Raw genomic sequence first — 16132 nt, 5'->3', positions numbered from 1 at the left:
CACCTATTTGAAATGCATATTATTATTTTGTTTTGAAGAAACTTTAGCCTATTTTTATTCCTTCTGATGCCATCTCCTCAATAATCTTTCAAATCACCGAAACGCCCGAATTTATGTCAGCACCCATAACCAAGAAAGAAATTGGCCATGAATATGTTGATGCCGACGAAGATAGTATCGCAGCCAAAATGGTAGATGAGTTTGAGGCGCAGGTGACCAGGATGTACAAGGATAAAAAAATGCTCCGTCAGGTGCATACCAAAATGCATGGTTGTGTCAAGGCTACCTTTACTGTAGAAAAGGAGTTGCCAAAAGAACTAAAAGTCGGTGTATTCAAAGAAGGACGAACTTACCAGGCCTGGGTGCGTTTTTCAAACGGAAATACAAAACCTCAAAAAGATAAGAAAAAAGATATCCGTGGAGTCGCCATTAAACTTCTTGGGGTTCACGGGGAGAAAATTCTGCATGACGGACAATTTTTGGAGTCGCAGGATTTTTTGCTGATGAGCAGCGAGACTTTTTTTGCCAAATCCATCAAAGAGTTAAGTAAATTGTTGTCGGCACTGACTGCGGCCAGTAAGTTGAAACGGCTGTTTTATTTCCTAAATCCGTTGCATTTACCTACGCTAATGCGAATCAGAAAAAGTCTGGTAAGTTGTGACAATCCACTCAATATCCCTTATTGGAGCACGCAACCCTATCAGTTTGGAACGATTGAAAAGGCGGTCAAATACCTCCTAAGCCCTTCGCCGGACAACAATATTGTTATTGAGAATACAACAGACTATAATTTTCTCAGGCACAACCTTGCCCAAACGCTTAACGACAACGAAGCCAAGTTTGACTTTTACATACAATTTCAGACCGATGCGGACATCATGCCCATCGAAGACCCAAGCATCCCCTGGACTTCTCAGTTTATTAAGGTGGCCACCTTGATCATCTATCCTCAGGTTTTTGATTCCAATGCCCAAATGGAGTTTGGCGAAAACCTGTCCTTCAATCCCTGGCATTCCCTTCTCGAACACCGCCCGTTGGGAAGCTTTAACAGGGTCCGTAAACGGGTATACGACACCATGTCTGCATTCAGGCATGAGAAAAACAAAATACCGGTTTTTGAACCCAAACCATCCGATGATTTTCTCCAGGGTATCCTCAATATTAGCAGCAGGAAAACAAAGGATCAACAGGTGCCTTCCAAAAAAATTCTTCAGACTACAGCTGAAGTTCTTATAAACTGTAGCAAAAAAAAGGCCTACGAATACGTGTCCAGTGTCAAAGAATTGCCAAATTGGTTGCTGAAAGCCGGACCAATCTATGGCATCATCAATGTGACGACCTTGAGAGGCAACTGGGAAAAGGTAGGGGACAACCGGTTGGTGAAAAGAGGTGACGGCGCCACCTTGGTGGAGGAACTGATTTCTGTCCATCATTATTCCCACTATGCGTATCAGACGACGGATTTCAGCGATGTCTTTAGGCACCTCACCCGTAAAACTTACGGACAAATGTGGATTGACACCGTAGATGATAAAACCAGGTTGCGGTGGGTGTATACGTTTACCTACAGGAATATTTTTGCAAAGCTATTTCTGATGCTTTTCGTGCCCCTGTTTTTGAAAAAATACCTTCAAAATGGATTAAATAATGCCAAAGCCTATTTGGAAGACTAATATTCCTTTTTCTTAAATTGTGGACAAAAACCGCAACACACTGATCGAAGGAAAGAAGAAATATCCGCCCCCTTTGACGGTAATAACCCTTGGCAAGTCTTTAATTGTTCGGCTTACGGGCAAGTCCTGCACGGTAAAATTCTGTTGCTCGGCGGCGGATGGTTTTTCTGAAACACCGATGATGGGATCTGGATCGTTATAGAGTTCTTTAGTTTTTGGCAGGTTGGACCAAGTATATTGGAGAAATTCAAATTGTCGGCTGATGTCGGCATTGAAGCAGCAAAATAGCAATCCTACCTCTCCTTTCGGGGTATTGTTAGTTGGTGATCCCTCAAAGATTTCCCCATAGAGGCGGGCGCGCCGCATGATCCGGTGCTGATTGCTGAGCTTTAGCGATTCCTTTACCCCATGGTCATCGACACTGTCTCTTGGATTGTTCCTTCTAAGGTGAGATCCAAATGGGCATTTTAGGCCGTCTTTGTCGAACTTTGAGTAGCCAAAACCATTTATATCACTCATGATTCCGGGATCTTTGTCCGGGAACAAGGTAATTGGTGCACCGCTTTGCCACCTGCCCATTATTTTTGCGGCAAGTTTGAGGCTTTCAGCTTCATTGATGCTGCCGTCTTCATTTTTTGTTTGATCATTAATATAAGACCAAAACGTGTTCACATGCTGCTCCAGTTGCCGCATTACCATAAATGTTCCATTTCGACCAATATCTTTGAGCCCGCTTCCTTCGGCATCGGGTGGAAGAAGATTTAGATTTCCCTGTTCCGCTTTTATCAACGGAGTATCCGGATACACACCAAAACCATTTTTGTAACCAAAAATAAATTCCCCCGCCTTGATGACATCATCCTTAGACCCAATTCTGCCTGAACCCTCTATAATAGGCTGGGAAATCCCATCCCTAAATCCAAAATGTTCTTTGTTTTCAGGTTGGGTTTGCCCATCGATATAAAGTACCTCTTCCAGTCCATTTTCAGCAAATTGGGCCCTCAGTTCTTCGTAATAGTTGACGCAGACAATTTTATCTTTTTTGATATCATCAGTGCTTTCTTTGTCATTCCCAAAGACCATCAGGCAAAGGTGTATCGGCGTATTGCCGGGACCTCCCCATTTCCATTTTTCAGGGGCGCTATTTTCGAAATCACCGAGTAGCCTGGTTCTATGCGGCGAAACCATCCCCTGTCTGAACTCACGGGAAAATGTTCCCAGCGTGGCGGGTTTCAAGCCAAGCTTCTTTAAACCATCGTATGTGAATGCGATATTCAAATGGGTGCCGGAGATTTCTGATTTCTTCGGAATATACGCTGCGGTGGTCATTGTTTTCCAAGATTTACCAAGCCATTTTTTTGCTGCCTTTGCGTCGCTTATCTGTAAATACACAAAACGTGAATACATCATGTGCGCGTAGCCGCGAATTAAATAGCCTTGAATATCGTCGAGTTCTAAAGAGAGCATAAGGATTTTCTAAATGAGTTTGAGAAATTTGGCAGCCTGGCGTTCTGATAGGGCTTTCATCAGCTGAATGCGGATTTTTGTGTTGTTGTTTACATTTTTGATGGATAGATCGGGATAGGAAGCGTACCAGACATTGGTGACAAGCTCTGAATTTCTGCTCCAGGCGAGAAAACGCTCCTCGTCATAAGCACCACCGGTCATCAGGAAGTTGGTTTTTGGAAACACCTTTGTATTTGAGAAAATTCCCGTCAATCCCCATCCGCTATTATCGATAAAGTCTCCCAGGTATTGTTGCCAACTGCCATCAAAATTACTAAAAAACAGCACCCTTTTATTGTTATCAAACAACACCCATTTGGCAAAGTGTATCGTAGGTATCCCCATCAGCTTTCCTTGAACAAAGACAAACCTGATCAAACTTCTGGACAATAAAAACATGCCTCTAATAGTTATCAGACGTGCATTGCCCTCCTTCATGTCCACGAGCTGAGTGAATTGGTTCTGGTTTTTGAAATCTTCGTATTTTTCCAACTCCGTCATAAACTCGTCGTCCAGTTGACTCCTTTTCCGCGTAAAATTTTCGTCTTTTCTTTCATAGAAGAAATGAATAAACAAAACCCACACAAGGATCAATGGCAGCAAAACCAAAAGTACCAATCCAAGAAAAACAAGTCCCAACCAATTGATTCCGGGCATTTTGGTTTTCTCATTCAGAAACAAAAACGCTTCCTTTGAGAGCACCTCTTTTTTGATTTCCTGATGGATTGCCTGTGCGGAAAGATTGTCCCAGGTTTTTGAATCAAGGTGTGCTCTGATAAAATTCCTTAGGTTTCGTTCCTCTTTGATTTGCTGAACCGTTCTTCCCGGAGCGCCAATGTAGACTGCAGCGTCTTTGATGGTGTGGTTGGCCAGGTAAGTCAGCCGCGACGCCGGATTTCTTTTTTCACTGATGGGAAAATGTTCGCATAAACTGTATACCTTATCCAGGAGGTTGGCAGCATCTGTACCTAATCGCTGGAGCAGATCAGTCTCACTCCCATCGTAATCTATGACAAAAAGTAATTTGGGTGTACGCTCATCTGGATCATCGATCCATGATTTACCATGGTCAATGACCACCCATCTGGCATAGTGAATGATATTCAATTCCTCAAACTGGGGAAGGTTTCCCTGTTCAAGATCGTCCTTGATTTCTGCAAGAAGGTCCAATAAATCCTGAGCCTTATTCTTGATTACCGGGACAAGGATAGTGGTTGAATTTTGGCCCATAAATAATAAGTTAACTTATATTCTAATATTCTAAAATCTACATGATTTTAGTTTGGTGATTTTATGCTATTAAATATAAGAAATCATTTTATTGATTGCAGATTGTTTTGCTAAGTTATTGTCTGTTTTGTGGCTTAATATTCGATCCTTGTTTTTTAGTTGAGATTCCGGCTCTGGTTACCGTCATTTTGGATGAAAAAGGCAACTAATTCCAATGCATTTCCGGTTCATTAGTCATCGGTTCCAGGAATCTTGCCGGGGATATCGTCGCCAAATAGCAGTTGTACCCCTCTTTTTAGGCTGACCGCACCCTTACCTGAATCGATTTCCCCACCGCTTGCTTTAAGAGACCAATATTTCGGGCCCCAGTTAAGATGTAGTTAAAACCGGGAACGCTTTATCGGACAAGCGATGAAACGGAATTCTCCCGGAGGCGATGTTAAAAAATAGCGGATAAAAAAAGCCGGAAGTTAAACGCCGGCTTCAATCTGAGAAAAAATATTGGTTTAGTAAACTATCGGAACTAGTCTTCTACCCTATCGACCCGCTTGACCTCACCCTTCTGAAGATCGATTAAAAAGTGGTCGGAGGGCAGGGAATGATAAAGTTTTTCGAAAATGCGGAAAAACCGGACCAATTGGGTATCCAGGGCCTGACTGTCCGATAATGGCTTTTGGAGCAATTTTAAGAAAAGAGCTTCATAGAAATGTCGCCTATCCGATGGAATTAGTTTTTTTCCCAGCTCATCCCCATTTTTAAGTAAATAGAAGTCCTCAATAAGCTTTCCCTGAAGACCATCAGTTTGCTCTATGTCCTTTGAATTGTTCAGCTTTTCCATTAAAAACATTCCTCCTTCTTCAGCATCCATACCTGCCCAGTGTTCCAATTCCTTTTGGCTGAGCAATTGCAAGGCATATGCAAGGTTTTCCGGCCAATCGGTAGGGATAAACCGCGACCTGGTAAGTTCCATAAGGTGCATTTGGGTGTAATCCCGATAGTTTTTTGCATGCAAAATGGTGCTATCCCAACGTTGGGGATCCTGATGTTCAAGGAGCCATTGCTGCTCTATCCGATACAGGTCAAAAAACTCATCCATTCGATCTACAGTTTGGAGTTGAATCGTCGAAATTTCTAAGGTTTCCGGCTCCGGAATGGTAAGGATTTTAAACGCTGGAGGAAATGCGGCCAGGGAAGGAACCTGTACATTGACGAGTGTTTTTCCGCTTTCGGCATCTGTAAAAATTCCGGTATCGTTGATGTGCATGTGTCCGGCAAAATGGATGCGTATGCCCGCTTTGGCATATTCACTGCTGGTCTCCCGGGAGGGCACTCTAGGCAATTGAAATTTTTGTTCTCCGAATAGTGATTTCATCTCATCCGACGCGCTATCGTGGAAATCTACCAAGGGATAGTGGCTAAAGGAAATCAGGGTTTTCCCCCTTTTTTCGGCCTCCAGGACTACTTTATTAATCCAGTCCAGCTGGTGTTTCTTTACTTTTACTGCCTGATTAAAACCCACGGAAGAGCCGCTCCAATCTTCTCCGGAATGAGTGTAGACATTGCCATCCAGTGCCAAAAGCCAAATCCCGGCAACCGGTTCGACCACATAGCTGGCATCCGGCAATAGCCTTTCGGAATTTAGGGTCCTGTACAGCCGCTGATCCAGGCGGGAATTTTCCACCGCTTGGTGAAAGTCATATCCGTCTACATTCAATTCCTGAAAGGGATGTGCCCAAAATAGATCTTGCTCAGATGGGAAAAAGCCAAAGTCGGAAAGTGTATAGGTTATTTCTTCATATCCCCAATAATTGATCTGACTTGAAACGGCCACTTCTCCGGATGGAAAAAAATCAGCATCCCCTGCAATGGCTTGTTCGGACCCATCCGCTGCCAGAAAATCTTTCTTACCTCCAATTCCTCCAAATGGTTTTACCGGATCATGGTTTCCGGTAGTTAAAAAAAACCGCATCCCGTATTCACGTGAATAGATTTCTAAAATTTTCTTTAGGGCCAGTACATTCATAGGCTGTCCATCATCGGTAAAGTCACCTGGGAGGACAATCAGTTGTATGCCTTTGCTCTTTAGGTCCTCTAAGGCCTGGATAAAGGCAAAATAGTTTTCATTGAAGAGCCGTGTGGAGTTCAATTGGCTTTTCATGCTGCGGATGGTTGCATACTTGCCCGTTTTGGGATTGAATACCCCCTTGAAGTCCGGTGAATGCAATGCGGCATAGACATCCTGTAAATGGATGTCGGAAAGAAAAGCAAATTCAATATCCTGGGATTGCGCAAACGAGGCTGAGTGGATGCTTGGCAGCTGCCATAGGGTACTCAATAGGAGTAAGGTGAAATATGTCTTTTTCAATTTAGCTGATAATTAAGGATCTCAAACAATAATGAGGGCTGCCCTTTTGAAGCCCCAGTGTTTGAAACTTACAGGATAGCTGTACCGGAGGTAGCTGGGTAGACAACAGTAATCCGCAGAAAGCTTCCGTTCCTCTGTAGCCTTCAAATCGGGGTTTTTATCCATTCGCGATTCGCGGATATTCCAATTCTCATAAGCACTAATTACCCCTCCTTTTCGGACCAATTGCTGAATGTACGTATTTTTTTGATCGGGCCCTTGATGATTCAAAAAACCGCCCTGGGAATTTTTTCTTTTTTGTTGACAAAGAGTACGGCTACTTTTAATACAGGCTTGATCCTAAGGTAACGATCGATTTTCTCCTCGATCTCGTCCAAAACAAACAGGAAATTTCCCTTCATCGCTTCCAACAGCGGCCAGTTCCCCGCCAAAACGGCCGCTTCTAAATGGGTGAACTCACCACGGACTAAATCCGGAGTGATGTTTTTTTTCATTCCCAAATGGGTCCGGATTTCCAAATCGATGCTATCCAGCGCGGTAGCAGTAAAGGGCAACGTTGGCCGCGTACCGGGAAGGGTGCTGTTCTTCGCATTAATTAAAATGAAGACAGGTGAATGTTCGGGGTGCGCTTCACACCATGCATTCAGCGCCCGCAGTGCATCCGCAAATAGCAAGTAATGGGATTAAAATCTAAATCCTGCACGTGCAAAAGTTTTAATCTGGGTTTATATAGGGGTTTTTCGGAATCAAAGCCAGGAAGACTCCCTACGTTAGACTTAATTATTTCCAACCCCCTCGGATTGGCATAATTCCCGCCGAGGGGGTCGTGAAATACATCCAACTCCAGATTTCTCAACCCCATGTCCAACTGGGCTTCCAGAGAAATATGCGCATATTCCAGACTTTTAGAGGAACCTGGGTTGATACCCGAGAGGTATTCCAATATTTCCGGCGCCATGGCGCTTTTGTAGCTATTATGACTACCGATGACTTGTATCTCATTTAGATTTAGACCTTTGGCCGATAGAAGTAGGGGAAAGAGAAGGGATAAAGCCGTCAGGATGATCGAAGAAGCTAGTATCATCGAATAGAGTTTAGCTGGCAATGCCCCCACTTTTTTGCGTTACTTCCTGAAGCGAAAGATCGCTTTTTTGTTACGATTACATTATGAATAATTGGATAGGCAAACAAGGCAACGACTTTAAGTAGATTGCACGCTTTCCAGCCCATCGCTTGTCTGGGTACGGTTTTGCCGCTTTTGAATGGCAAAGGCACCCGGTAATTAAATCCTGACAGCCCTAAAAAATGGACGGATATCCAGAAACGGAGCTGGAAAGGGCAACGGTAATTGTGAAGCTGGATTTGTCCAGAGATGGAAAGCCGGATGCTTTTAATTTACTACTTCAAACGATGCCTCCCGTATAAAAAGCATTTTTTCAATAGTACCAATTTAGGAAATGGGTAAAAGCCCTATGTTCAATTTCAGGAAGGAGGTAATAAAAATGCGCTCCCCATATTTCAAGAAACTGGTGAAGACCTCTCCCGCAGGTAGTGGATTGCCATTTGCGAAGTAACTTAATGAGTAAAATCAACGACAGGTCTGATTTAAATCATTGTTGTTCTGTTACTTAGACGCTACCTTCATTTTTATTAGACATTGGGATGTATCAAATCTTTCATTAAAACAATCGTATATGTTTCGTATAAAGAAAAAGAAAACCGTAAGCACTGCATCAAGTAGTTTTTTGCTCTTTATCGCAGTATGTGGGGGATTATTTGTGAGTAGTTGTAACACGCAGGAGCGTGGTTTTGCGCTACCTGAGGGTGACATTGAACTTGGAAAAGCGACCTATACGAGATTGGCTTGTAATGCATGCCATAGTATTTCAGGGATTGAGTGGCAGGGAGAAAATGATGGTCTTAGAATACAGCTCGGCGGTGAAGTAAGCACACAAAAATCCTATGGAGAATTAGTCACTTCGGTCATCAACCCTTCCCATAAAATTGCGTGGATATACAAAGAAGATGCCAGCACCGCAGAAGGTCTTTCCAAGATGAAGAATTACAACGAGGTCATGACGGTACAGGAACTGATTGATTTGGTTGCTTTTCTTCAATCGGAGTATAAGGTGACTGCACCCGCAACAGATTACCACCCTTATCTGTATTGATGGGAAGCATTGGGAGTGAAAAAAAGTTGAATGGGTAAAAACAGAATTTAAGTATGGCTGAGAGAATTTCAACTGAGCTACCTGGTAAATGCCCTATACACCTGGCTAACTAAACGAAGGCTAAATCTTTACTTTTAACACAACAAAAAGACAAAAAAAAAGGAATCCATCTGCAGCAAACAGCCCCCTAAAAAAGAAAAAACCCCAAATACGTACTGTATAAGGGGTTTTGTGTAGCGGGAACAGGACTCGAACCTGTGACCTTTGGGTTATGAGCCCAACGAGCTACCAACTGCTCCATCCCGCGATATATTTTTAAAATATTTGTAATCGCTTTTCGGTATTTTATACGGAAACAAACGTTTTTCGTTGCCCTATCCGTTATTGTGATACAAAGGTAAGGACATATTCTCAAAAATCAAGTACCTTTGTAAAAAAAATTGAGTCCATGTCCGAAAGCAACCATAAAGCAGGCTTTGTCAATATCATAGGAAAACCTAACGTGGGAAAGTCTACCTTGATGAATGCCCTCTTGGGTGAAAAGCTCTCCATCATTTCCTCAAAAGCACAGACCACCCGCCACCGGATTTTGGGAATCATGAACGAACCCGAATACCAGATCGTCTTTTCGGATACCCCCGGAATGCTGAAACCCAAGTACGAATTGCACAAAAGCATGATGAGCTTCGTGAACCTTTCCCTGGAAGATGCAGACGTGATTGTGTTCGTGACGGATTTGTTTGAAGACGATACGGATATTGAGGAAATCATTCAGAAAATTAATGGTTCCGGGGTTCCGGTATTATTGGTAATCAATAAGATAGACCTCAATAAAGAGGAGAAGCTGCAGGAAGTAACCGCTTACTGGCAGGAAAGAATAAAGGCAGCGGAAACCATCCCGGTGTCTGCCCTTGAGAATTTCAATTTGCAAAAAATCTTACAGGAAATCCTGGATAGAATGCCGGTACACCCGCCATTTTATGACAAAGAAGAACTAAGTGATCGTCCGGAACGTTTTTTTGCTTCTGAAATCATTCGTGAAAAAATCTTCACCCAATACAAAAAGGAAATTCCCTACAGTACGGAAGTACGGGTGGAGGAATTTGATGAAACGGATAAACTCATCCGGATGCGGGCATTGATCTATGTGGAGAGGGAGAGCCAGAAAGGAATCATCATCGGGGATAAGGGAAAAGCACTGAAAAGGGTGGGAACAAAAGCCCGGGAAGAAATGGAGAAATTTTTTGGAAAGAAAGTTTTTCTTGAAACCTATGTTAAGGTAGAGGAAAACTGGCGAACAAATAAAAACAAACTTAGAAAATTTGGTTACGACCAATAAATCAGCAGAATATGGCTAATATAGTAGCAATTGTAGGGAGACCTAACGTGGGAAAATCCACGCTTTTTAACCGGCTCGTTGAAGAGCGGAAAGCCATCGAAGATAATCTTAGTGGGGTGACACGAGACAGGCATTACGGCCATGCACAGTGGGGAGGAAAGTTCTTTTCTGTTATCGATACCGGAGGGTATGTCACGGGTTCGGATGATATTTTTGAAAAGGAAATCCGGAAACAGGTACGCCTGGCCATTGATGAGGCCTCGGTGATTCTTTTTGTGGTAGACTGTCTGGATGGCCTGACGGATTTGGATACAGAATTCGCCAAAGAACTCAGGGGCACGGACAAACCGCTGTTTATGGTGGCCAACAAGGCGGATAATTTGGATAAAATGCTGACGGCTAATGAATTTTACGCGCTGGGCATTGGCGAAGAAACCATTTTCCCTATTTCTTCTTCCAGCGGGAGTGGAATTGGTGACCTGCTGGATGAGGTGATCCAAAAGTTTCCGGACGAAGGAGAAGAAGACCCTGATGAGGGAGTTCCCAAAATATCCATTTTAGGAAGGCCTAATGTGGGTAAATCTTCTTTTCTTAACGCACTGATTGGAAAAGAACGATCTATTGTTACCGATGAAGCAGGAACTACCCGGGATGCCATCCATACCCGGTATCAGTTGTATGGGAAGGATTACATCCTTACCGACACGGCTGGAATTCGAAAAAAAGCGAAGGTAAAAGAGGACATTGAATTTTATTCCGTCATGCGTTCCCTGCGAACGCTGGAAGATTCGGATGTGGTCATCGTCATGGTTGATGCTTCCCGTGGGCTGGAGGCCCAGGATGTCAACCTGATATCCCTTGCCATCAAGAACAATAAGGGAATTATGATCATGGTCAATAAATGGGATTTGATCGAAAAAGACCACAAGACCATGCAAACCTTTAAGGATGACATGACCCATAAGCTGGGAGAAAATAAGTGGATTCCGATCATCTTTATCTCAGCATTGACCAAGCAGCGGATTTTTCAGGCCATGGAACTGGCAATGAGGGTATATGAAAACAAACACCGGAAAGTCCCGACTTCCAAGTTGAACGAGCTATTACTTCCGGAAATAGAAAAATACCCACCACCGGCAAACAAGGGGAAATACATCAAAATCAAGTACATTACCCAACTTCCTACAAAAAACCCTGTGTTTGCCTTTTTCTGTAATTTGCCACAATACATTAAGTCTCCTTACACCCGATTCCTGGAGAACAGATTGCGGGAGAATTTTGATTTTGAAGGGGTTCCCATCAAAATTACTTACAAAAAGAAATAAATTATGAAAAGACTACTATCATTTTCACTCTTAGGGTTGTTTCTGTTATTTGGGTGTGAACCGACAGAGGAAACCCCGGAGCAGGCTCAATTGGCCGGTGGTGTTTGGACCCTTCAGGAGGCCAACGTACAGGCTTCTGGCAGTGCAGTGATTCCCGGCACGCAAAATGCTGTTCCTGTCTCCCTTACCGGAACAGGCGAAGATTACCAAATGACCGTAGATTTTGGGGAGACCCCCCAGTCTGTACAGGCTGAGGGAGGATTTGTTTTATTTGTAGAAATAAGTGCTGCAGGCTTGCCACTTGGGAATGAACGATTTCCCATCCGGGGAGATGAAAATTTTGCCGGCACATGGGAAATAAAAGACGGGCAACTGCTGATGGAAGACCAGGACGATACCATTGTAATGGATATCCTGGAATTTTCAGACAATCGGCTCCGGGTGGCTACCATTCCTGATGTTTCGGACTTTGAAGAATTCGATATGGAAGGAGTTACGGTAGGTGAGGCAAGTGCGGAATTTCTATTGGTCCGGTAAACGGATTGTCCGTTCCAAAAGAAAGAACTACGGATTCAGTGCTTTTGAAGCCATCTCTAAACGGGAGATGGCTGAAATACGAAGCTTCTCAGCCGCAAGATTTTACGTCTAATCGGACAAAATTTTTTGGCTATAGCCAGCTACGCTTTAAAATAAAAATCACTATTCGGCCGCTAAATGGGCGTTTATCACCTTTTTCCCTCGTAGGGAAGGTAAATCACTTTTTTGGTTTCAAAGAAGGGCTCTTTAAAATAATCTTCCAGAAAATAAGGAACGTAATTCAGGTCCAATGCCTCCAACTCTTCATCTACTTCTCCTCCTTTGAGGTAAAATACCCCATTGGCAAAGTCTTTATGGACATCTTCCTTCCTGAATTTGCGCTGCACCCAGGGGTAGAATTTTTCCATTTGGGTAACGGCTCTACTGACGATAAAATGATAGGTACGGTTTAAGCTCTCTGCCCTTGCCTGCTGGGCTTCTACGTTTTTTAATCCGAGTTTCTTGACTACGTCTTTGACCACTATTATTTTTTTCCCAATAGAATCTACCAGATGGAAGTGGGCTTCGGGAAACAAAATGGCCAGTGGGATGCCTGGAAAACCCCCTCCGGTACCAATGTCGAGAACTTTGGTCCCAGGAGTAAACTGGATGACTTTGGCAATACCAAGGGAGTGCAATACGTGATGGACATAGAAGTGATCCATGTCCTTTCTGCTGATCACATTGATTTTGCTGTTCCAATCCTGATACAAGGCCCCTAATTGCTCAAACAGCTCCACCTGATGGGGACTCAGGTTTGGGAAATAAGACTGAATAGGGTCTGGATTCATGGCTCAGATATGCTTGTTTTTGCCTTGAGCGATTTCAAAAAGTAACTCCCTGGACCGGTGCAATTGGGCCTTCACCGTACCCAGAGGTTTCCCCAGTTCCGCTGCAATTTCGTCATAGGAAAGCTCATCAAAATACCTCAATTTTACCAATTTTCGGTATTTCGCGGGTAATTTGGATACGAATAGGCGCACCATTTCCTTTCGTTGGGATTTGATGTATTCATCCTGAGGATTGTTGTCATCATCTTCAATATCGATGGTAACGGAATTGCCGCCGTCATCCGTCATGGTATTGTTTAGGCTCATGGTTTTGAGCTTCTTTTTCCGGATAAAATCGATGGTATTATTAGTAGCAATGCGAAAAAGCCAGGTGCTAAACGTATAGTCTTTTTTGAATTTATGCAAGTTCCGGAATGCTTTGGCAAATGCTTCCATAGTAAGATCCTCCGCATCATCCGCATCGCGGATCATTTTTAGGATCATAAAATAAACGGCTTTTTTATAGCGCTTCATCAGCGAGGCATAGGCCTGCTGATCTTTGTCCCGGACCGCCTTGTCGATCAGTTCAAAATCTTCTAATGCCTTGTCTGAAAATCCTCTTTCGTTTATTTCCATTTAACCGTTTTTGACAGGTAGCCTTGCATACCCAGGACCCAATAATTAACCATGTACATCAAATCGAAAAACAGGGTCCAAATTACTTTTCCTTTGCCTTCCAATTTTTTTCTGGCTTCCCCAATGATAACATATTGAAGCAAGGCTCTTGCCAAAACTAACCCCAATACCAAGGCAATTGGTTCCCAGGAGGCGTCAAGAATAACAATCCCGATGCCTGCAAACCAAAACACTAAATGACTTAACGTATACAAGCCTAACTTTAGTTTGTCTTTGGCCTGGTAATATTTCCCTGCATGAAAATGCCGTTTTTTTTGCATAAAGTATTCTTTGAAACTGGTTTTGGGCTCCGATACGGTGATGCTTTCCGGGTGAGCTACAACAGCTGTATTTTTTGAATTTGCGTGCCGGTTTACAAACAAATCATCGTCCCCTCCTTCGATATGCCAGAGGGATTTGAAGGCCTTTTTCTCGATAAAAAAATCCTTGCGGTAACAAAGATTTCTTCCCACACCCATGAATGGGGATTTCCAATAGCCGAATGAAAAATAATAAATAGCGGTCATCAGAGTTTCAAACTGAATGATTTTATTCAGCAAACCTGGTAAGGCCAGGTAGGAGCCGTGTCCCAGCACAAAGGTCATTTGATCATTTCGTATGGGAGCCGACATACGTTTGATCCAATTCGACGAAACGGGCCGGCAATCGGCATCCGTGAGTAACACGGTGTCGTATGCGGATACTTTTATCCCCAGCGTTAGGGCATATTTTTTTGAAGTCAGGTGAGCCGGTGTGTAGCGGATAGTTACGGATCTGAGATTGGTATACTCCTTTGATAAGGTAGCTAATAATTCCTCTGATCCGTCTGTAGAACGATCGTTTACAACGACGATCTCGAATTTAGGATAATTCTGGTTCATCAACAGAGGAATAAGGTCCTTAAGATGCGTTGCTTCATTTTTTGCAGCGATGATAATGGATACCCCACTTGTATTCAAATCGAGGTTTTGCTCTCCTTTATCTTTATAGAAAAAGGCAAACCTGCCAAAAACAAAAAGCAAATAGGTAAACTGAATCCCTGCAGCCAAAAAAAACAGCCCCCATATTATCATATCCATAGTATTCCGCTAAGTAGGTAGCCTAAGATTAAATCAAAAATTTCGTTTCTTTTGCAGAAATGCCCCTATTTTTGTGCTCAAATATAAGGAGTAAATGGTGGATTTTTCAATGAAAGGCAGGAATGAAATTTAAACTTATACAAAAGGATCGGGCCACAAAAGCCAGAGCAGGGAAAATCCTGACCGACCATGGAGAAATCGAAACTCCCATTTTTATGCCAGTGGGTACTGCCGGGTCAGTCAAAGCAGTCCACCAGCGTGAATTGACCTACGATGTGAAGGCTCAGATCATATTGGGCAACACCTATCATCTATACCTTCGGCCCGGGCTGGAGGTATTGGAAACTGCCGGAGGCTTGCATAAATTTATGGGCTGGTCCGGTCCTATTCTTACCGATAGTGGCGGATATCAGGTGTTTTCGCTTGCCGAAAGCCGTAAAATAACCGAAGAAGGTGTTTTGTTTCAATCTCACATCGATGGGTCCAGGCACCATTTTACTCCTGAATCGGTCATGGATGTCCAACGAACCATTGGGGCAGATATCGTCATGGCTTTTGATGAATGCACACCTTACCCCTGCGAGCGGAGTTATGCCAAAACTTCCATGGAACTGACCCACCGTTGGTTGAAGCGATGCATGGAACGATTTGATGCGACCTCGTGCAAATACGGATATCAACAAGCGCTTTTCCCCATTATCCAGGGGAGCACTTATAAAGACCTGAGAAAAGACGCGGCCCGTTTTGTGGCCGATCAGGACAGGGAGGGCAATGCCATAGGTGGACTCTCGGTAGGGGAACCGGCCGAAATGATGTATGAAATGACAGATTTGGTAACGGAACTCTTGCCTGAAGAAAAACCCCGGTACCTGATGGGCGTCGGGACACCTGCCAATATATTGGAGGGGATAGCGCTGGGTATCGATATGTTTGACTGCGTGATGCCCACCCGAAATGCCAGAAACGGCATGCTGTTCACCACGGAAGGTATTATCAATATCCGGAATGAAAAATGGAAAATGGATTTCGCGCCGCTAGATACAGGTTTTCAATCCTACGTGAGTAATTTCTACACCAAAAGCTACCTGCGACACCTGACCATTAGCAAGGAAATGCTGGCCGCTCAGATTGCAAGCATTCACAATTTATCCTTTTACCTTTGGCTTACGGAGCAGGCGAGGAAACATATCCAGGCCGGGGACTTCTTGTCCTGGAAAACGGAGATGGTAGAAAAAGTAAGCAGGCGATTATAAACTTAGCGCGGATTTATCCGTTTTTTCTCAAAAACAGTATGAAATCGGGCATGTCGCAAGCGACATACGGAGGGATGATTATCCAACAGGCGAGATTCTCCCGATTTCGTATTGGGACAGGCAATGTGACCACTAAAAGACAATTATAAACCCATGAAAGACCCTTTAGA

Annotated in this window: 13 protein-coding genes, 1 tRNA gene and 1 pseudogene; 6 read left to right on the top strand and 9 right to left on the bottom strand. The window is 43.5% G+C overall.

Annotated elements, in window-relative coordinates:
• Positions 1–113 precede the first annotated feature (113 nt).
• Positions 114–1673, top strand: a complete 1560-nt coding sequence (locus tag GKS34_RS06620; RefSeq protein ID WP_163384021.1) for an SRPBCC family protein — start codon at positions 114–116, stop codon at positions 1671–1673.
• 12 nt (positions 1674–1685) lie between these two features.
• Here the strand turns inward: GKS34_RS06620 and GKS34_RS06615 are convergent, their stop codons facing one another.
• The 5 genes and pseudogenes from GKS34_RS06615 to GKS34_RS23675 all read right to left on the bottom strand — a co-directional run bounded on the left by GKS34_RS06615 (position 1686) and on the right by GKS34_RS23675 (position 7732).
• Positions 1686–3140, bottom strand: coding sequence for a Dyp-type peroxidase (locus GKS34_RS06615; protein WP_290227691.1), 1455 nt, complete (start codon positions 3138–3140; stop codon positions 1686–1688).
• 9 nt (positions 3141–3149) lie between these two features.
• The gene (locus tag GKS34_RS06610; protein WP_163384019.1) at positions 3150–4409 is read right to left on the bottom strand and encodes a hypothetical protein; all 1260 of its coding nucleotides are present in this window, start codon (positions 4407–4409) and stop codon (positions 3150–3152) included.
• Positions 4410–4932: 523 nt separating this feature from the next.
• Positions 4933–6774 carry a metallophosphoesterase gene (locus GKS34_RS06605; RefSeq protein ID WP_240459214.1) on the bottom strand — a complete coding sequence of 614 codons (1842 nt, stop codon included), beginning with the start codon at positions 6772–6774 and terminating at the stop codon, positions 4933–4935.
• Between the two features lie 21 nt (positions 6775–6795).
• Positions 6796–7044 carry a hypothetical protein gene (locus GKS34_RS06600; RefSeq protein WP_163384018.1) on the bottom strand — a complete coding sequence of 83 codons (249 nt, stop codon included), beginning with the start codon at positions 7042–7044 and terminating at the stop codon, positions 6796–6798.
• Positions 7041–7732, bottom strand: a pseudogene (locus GKS34_RS23675) (Ca2+-dependent phosphoinositide-specific phospholipase C). The gene GKS34_RS06600 and the pseudogene GKS34_RS23675 overlap by 4 nt, the downstream one beginning before the upstream one ends.
• A gap of 736 nt (positions 7733–8468) precedes the next feature.
• Between GKS34_RS23675 and GKS34_RS06585 the strand changes: the two are divergent.
• On the top strand, positions 8469–8945 hold the full coding sequence (locus GKS34_RS06585; RefSeq protein WP_163384015.1) for a c-type cytochrome: 477 nt from the start codon (positions 8469–8471) through the stop codon (positions 8943–8945).
• 234 nt (positions 8946–9179) lie between these two features.
• Here the strand turns inward: GKS34_RS06585 and GKS34_RS06580 are convergent.
• Positions 9180–9252, bottom strand: a tRNA-Met gene (locus GKS34_RS06580).
• Positions 9253–9393: 141 nt separating this feature from the next.
• On the opposite strand from GKS34_RS06580, the gene era reads away from it, so the two are divergent.
• From era to GKS34_RS06565, 3 genes are read left to right on the top strand one after another with little or no spacing between them, the layout of a single operon-like run.
• Positions 9394–10284 (top strand): GTPase Era, encoded by an 891-nt coding sequence (gene era, locus GKS34_RS06575; RefSeq protein ID WP_163384014.1) that lies wholly within the window; start codon positions 9394–9396, stop codon positions 10282–10284.
• An 11-nt stretch (positions 10285–10295) separates the two neighbouring features.
• Positions 10296–11609, top strand: a complete 1314-nt coding sequence (der, locus tag GKS34_RS06570; RefSeq protein ID WP_163384013.1) for a ribosome biogenesis GTPase Der — start codon at positions 10296–10298, stop codon at positions 11607–11609.
• Positions 11610–11612: 3 nt separating this feature from the next.
• Entirely contained in the window at positions 11613–12146 is a 534-nt protein-coding gene (locus GKS34_RS06565; protein WP_163384012.1) for a hypothetical protein, read from the top strand.
• 188 nt (positions 12147–12334) lie between these two features.
• On the opposite strand, the gene rsmG is transcribed toward GKS34_RS06565, so the two are convergent.
• Genes rsmG through GKS34_RS06550 form a run of 3 tightly spaced genes read right to left on the bottom strand, consistent with a single transcriptional unit; the run spans position 12335 to position 14709 of the window.
• Positions 12335–12976, bottom strand: coding sequence for a 16S rRNA (guanine(527)-N(7))-methyltransferase RsmG (rsmG, locus tag GKS34_RS06560; RefSeq protein ID WP_163384011.1), 642 nt, complete (start codon positions 12974–12976; stop codon positions 12335–12337).
• A gap of 3 nt (positions 12977–12979) precedes the next feature.
• On the bottom strand, positions 12980–13591 hold the full coding sequence (locus tag GKS34_RS06555; RefSeq protein ID WP_163384010.1) for an RNA polymerase sigma factor: 612 nt from the start codon (positions 13589–13591) through the stop codon (positions 12980–12982).
• Positions 13582–14709 (bottom strand): glycosyltransferase, encoded by a 1128-nt coding sequence (locus tag GKS34_RS06550; RefSeq protein ID WP_163384009.1) that lies wholly within the window; start codon positions 14707–14709, stop codon positions 13582–13584. The genes GKS34_RS06555 and GKS34_RS06550 overlap by 10 nt, the downstream gene beginning before the upstream one ends.
• A gap of 122 nt (positions 14710–14831) precedes the next feature.
• Between GKS34_RS06550 and tgt the strand changes: the two genes are divergently transcribed.
• Positions 14832–15962 (top strand): tRNA guanosine(34) transglycosylase Tgt, encoded by a 1131-nt coding sequence (gene tgt / locus GKS34_RS06545; RefSeq protein ID WP_163384008.1) that lies wholly within the window; start codon positions 14832–14834, stop codon positions 15960–15962.
• The last annotated feature ends 170 nt before the right edge of the window (positions 15963–16132 follow it).

Source organism: Cyclobacterium jeungdonense, from assembly GCF_010994275.1.
Classification (GTDB): Bacteria; Bacteroidota; Bacteroidia; order Cytophagales; family Cyclobacteriaceae; genus Cyclobacterium; species Cyclobacterium jeungdonense.
Note: the sequence above shows the minus strand (reverse complement) of the source record. Positions and strands in the feature narration are given on the sequence as shown.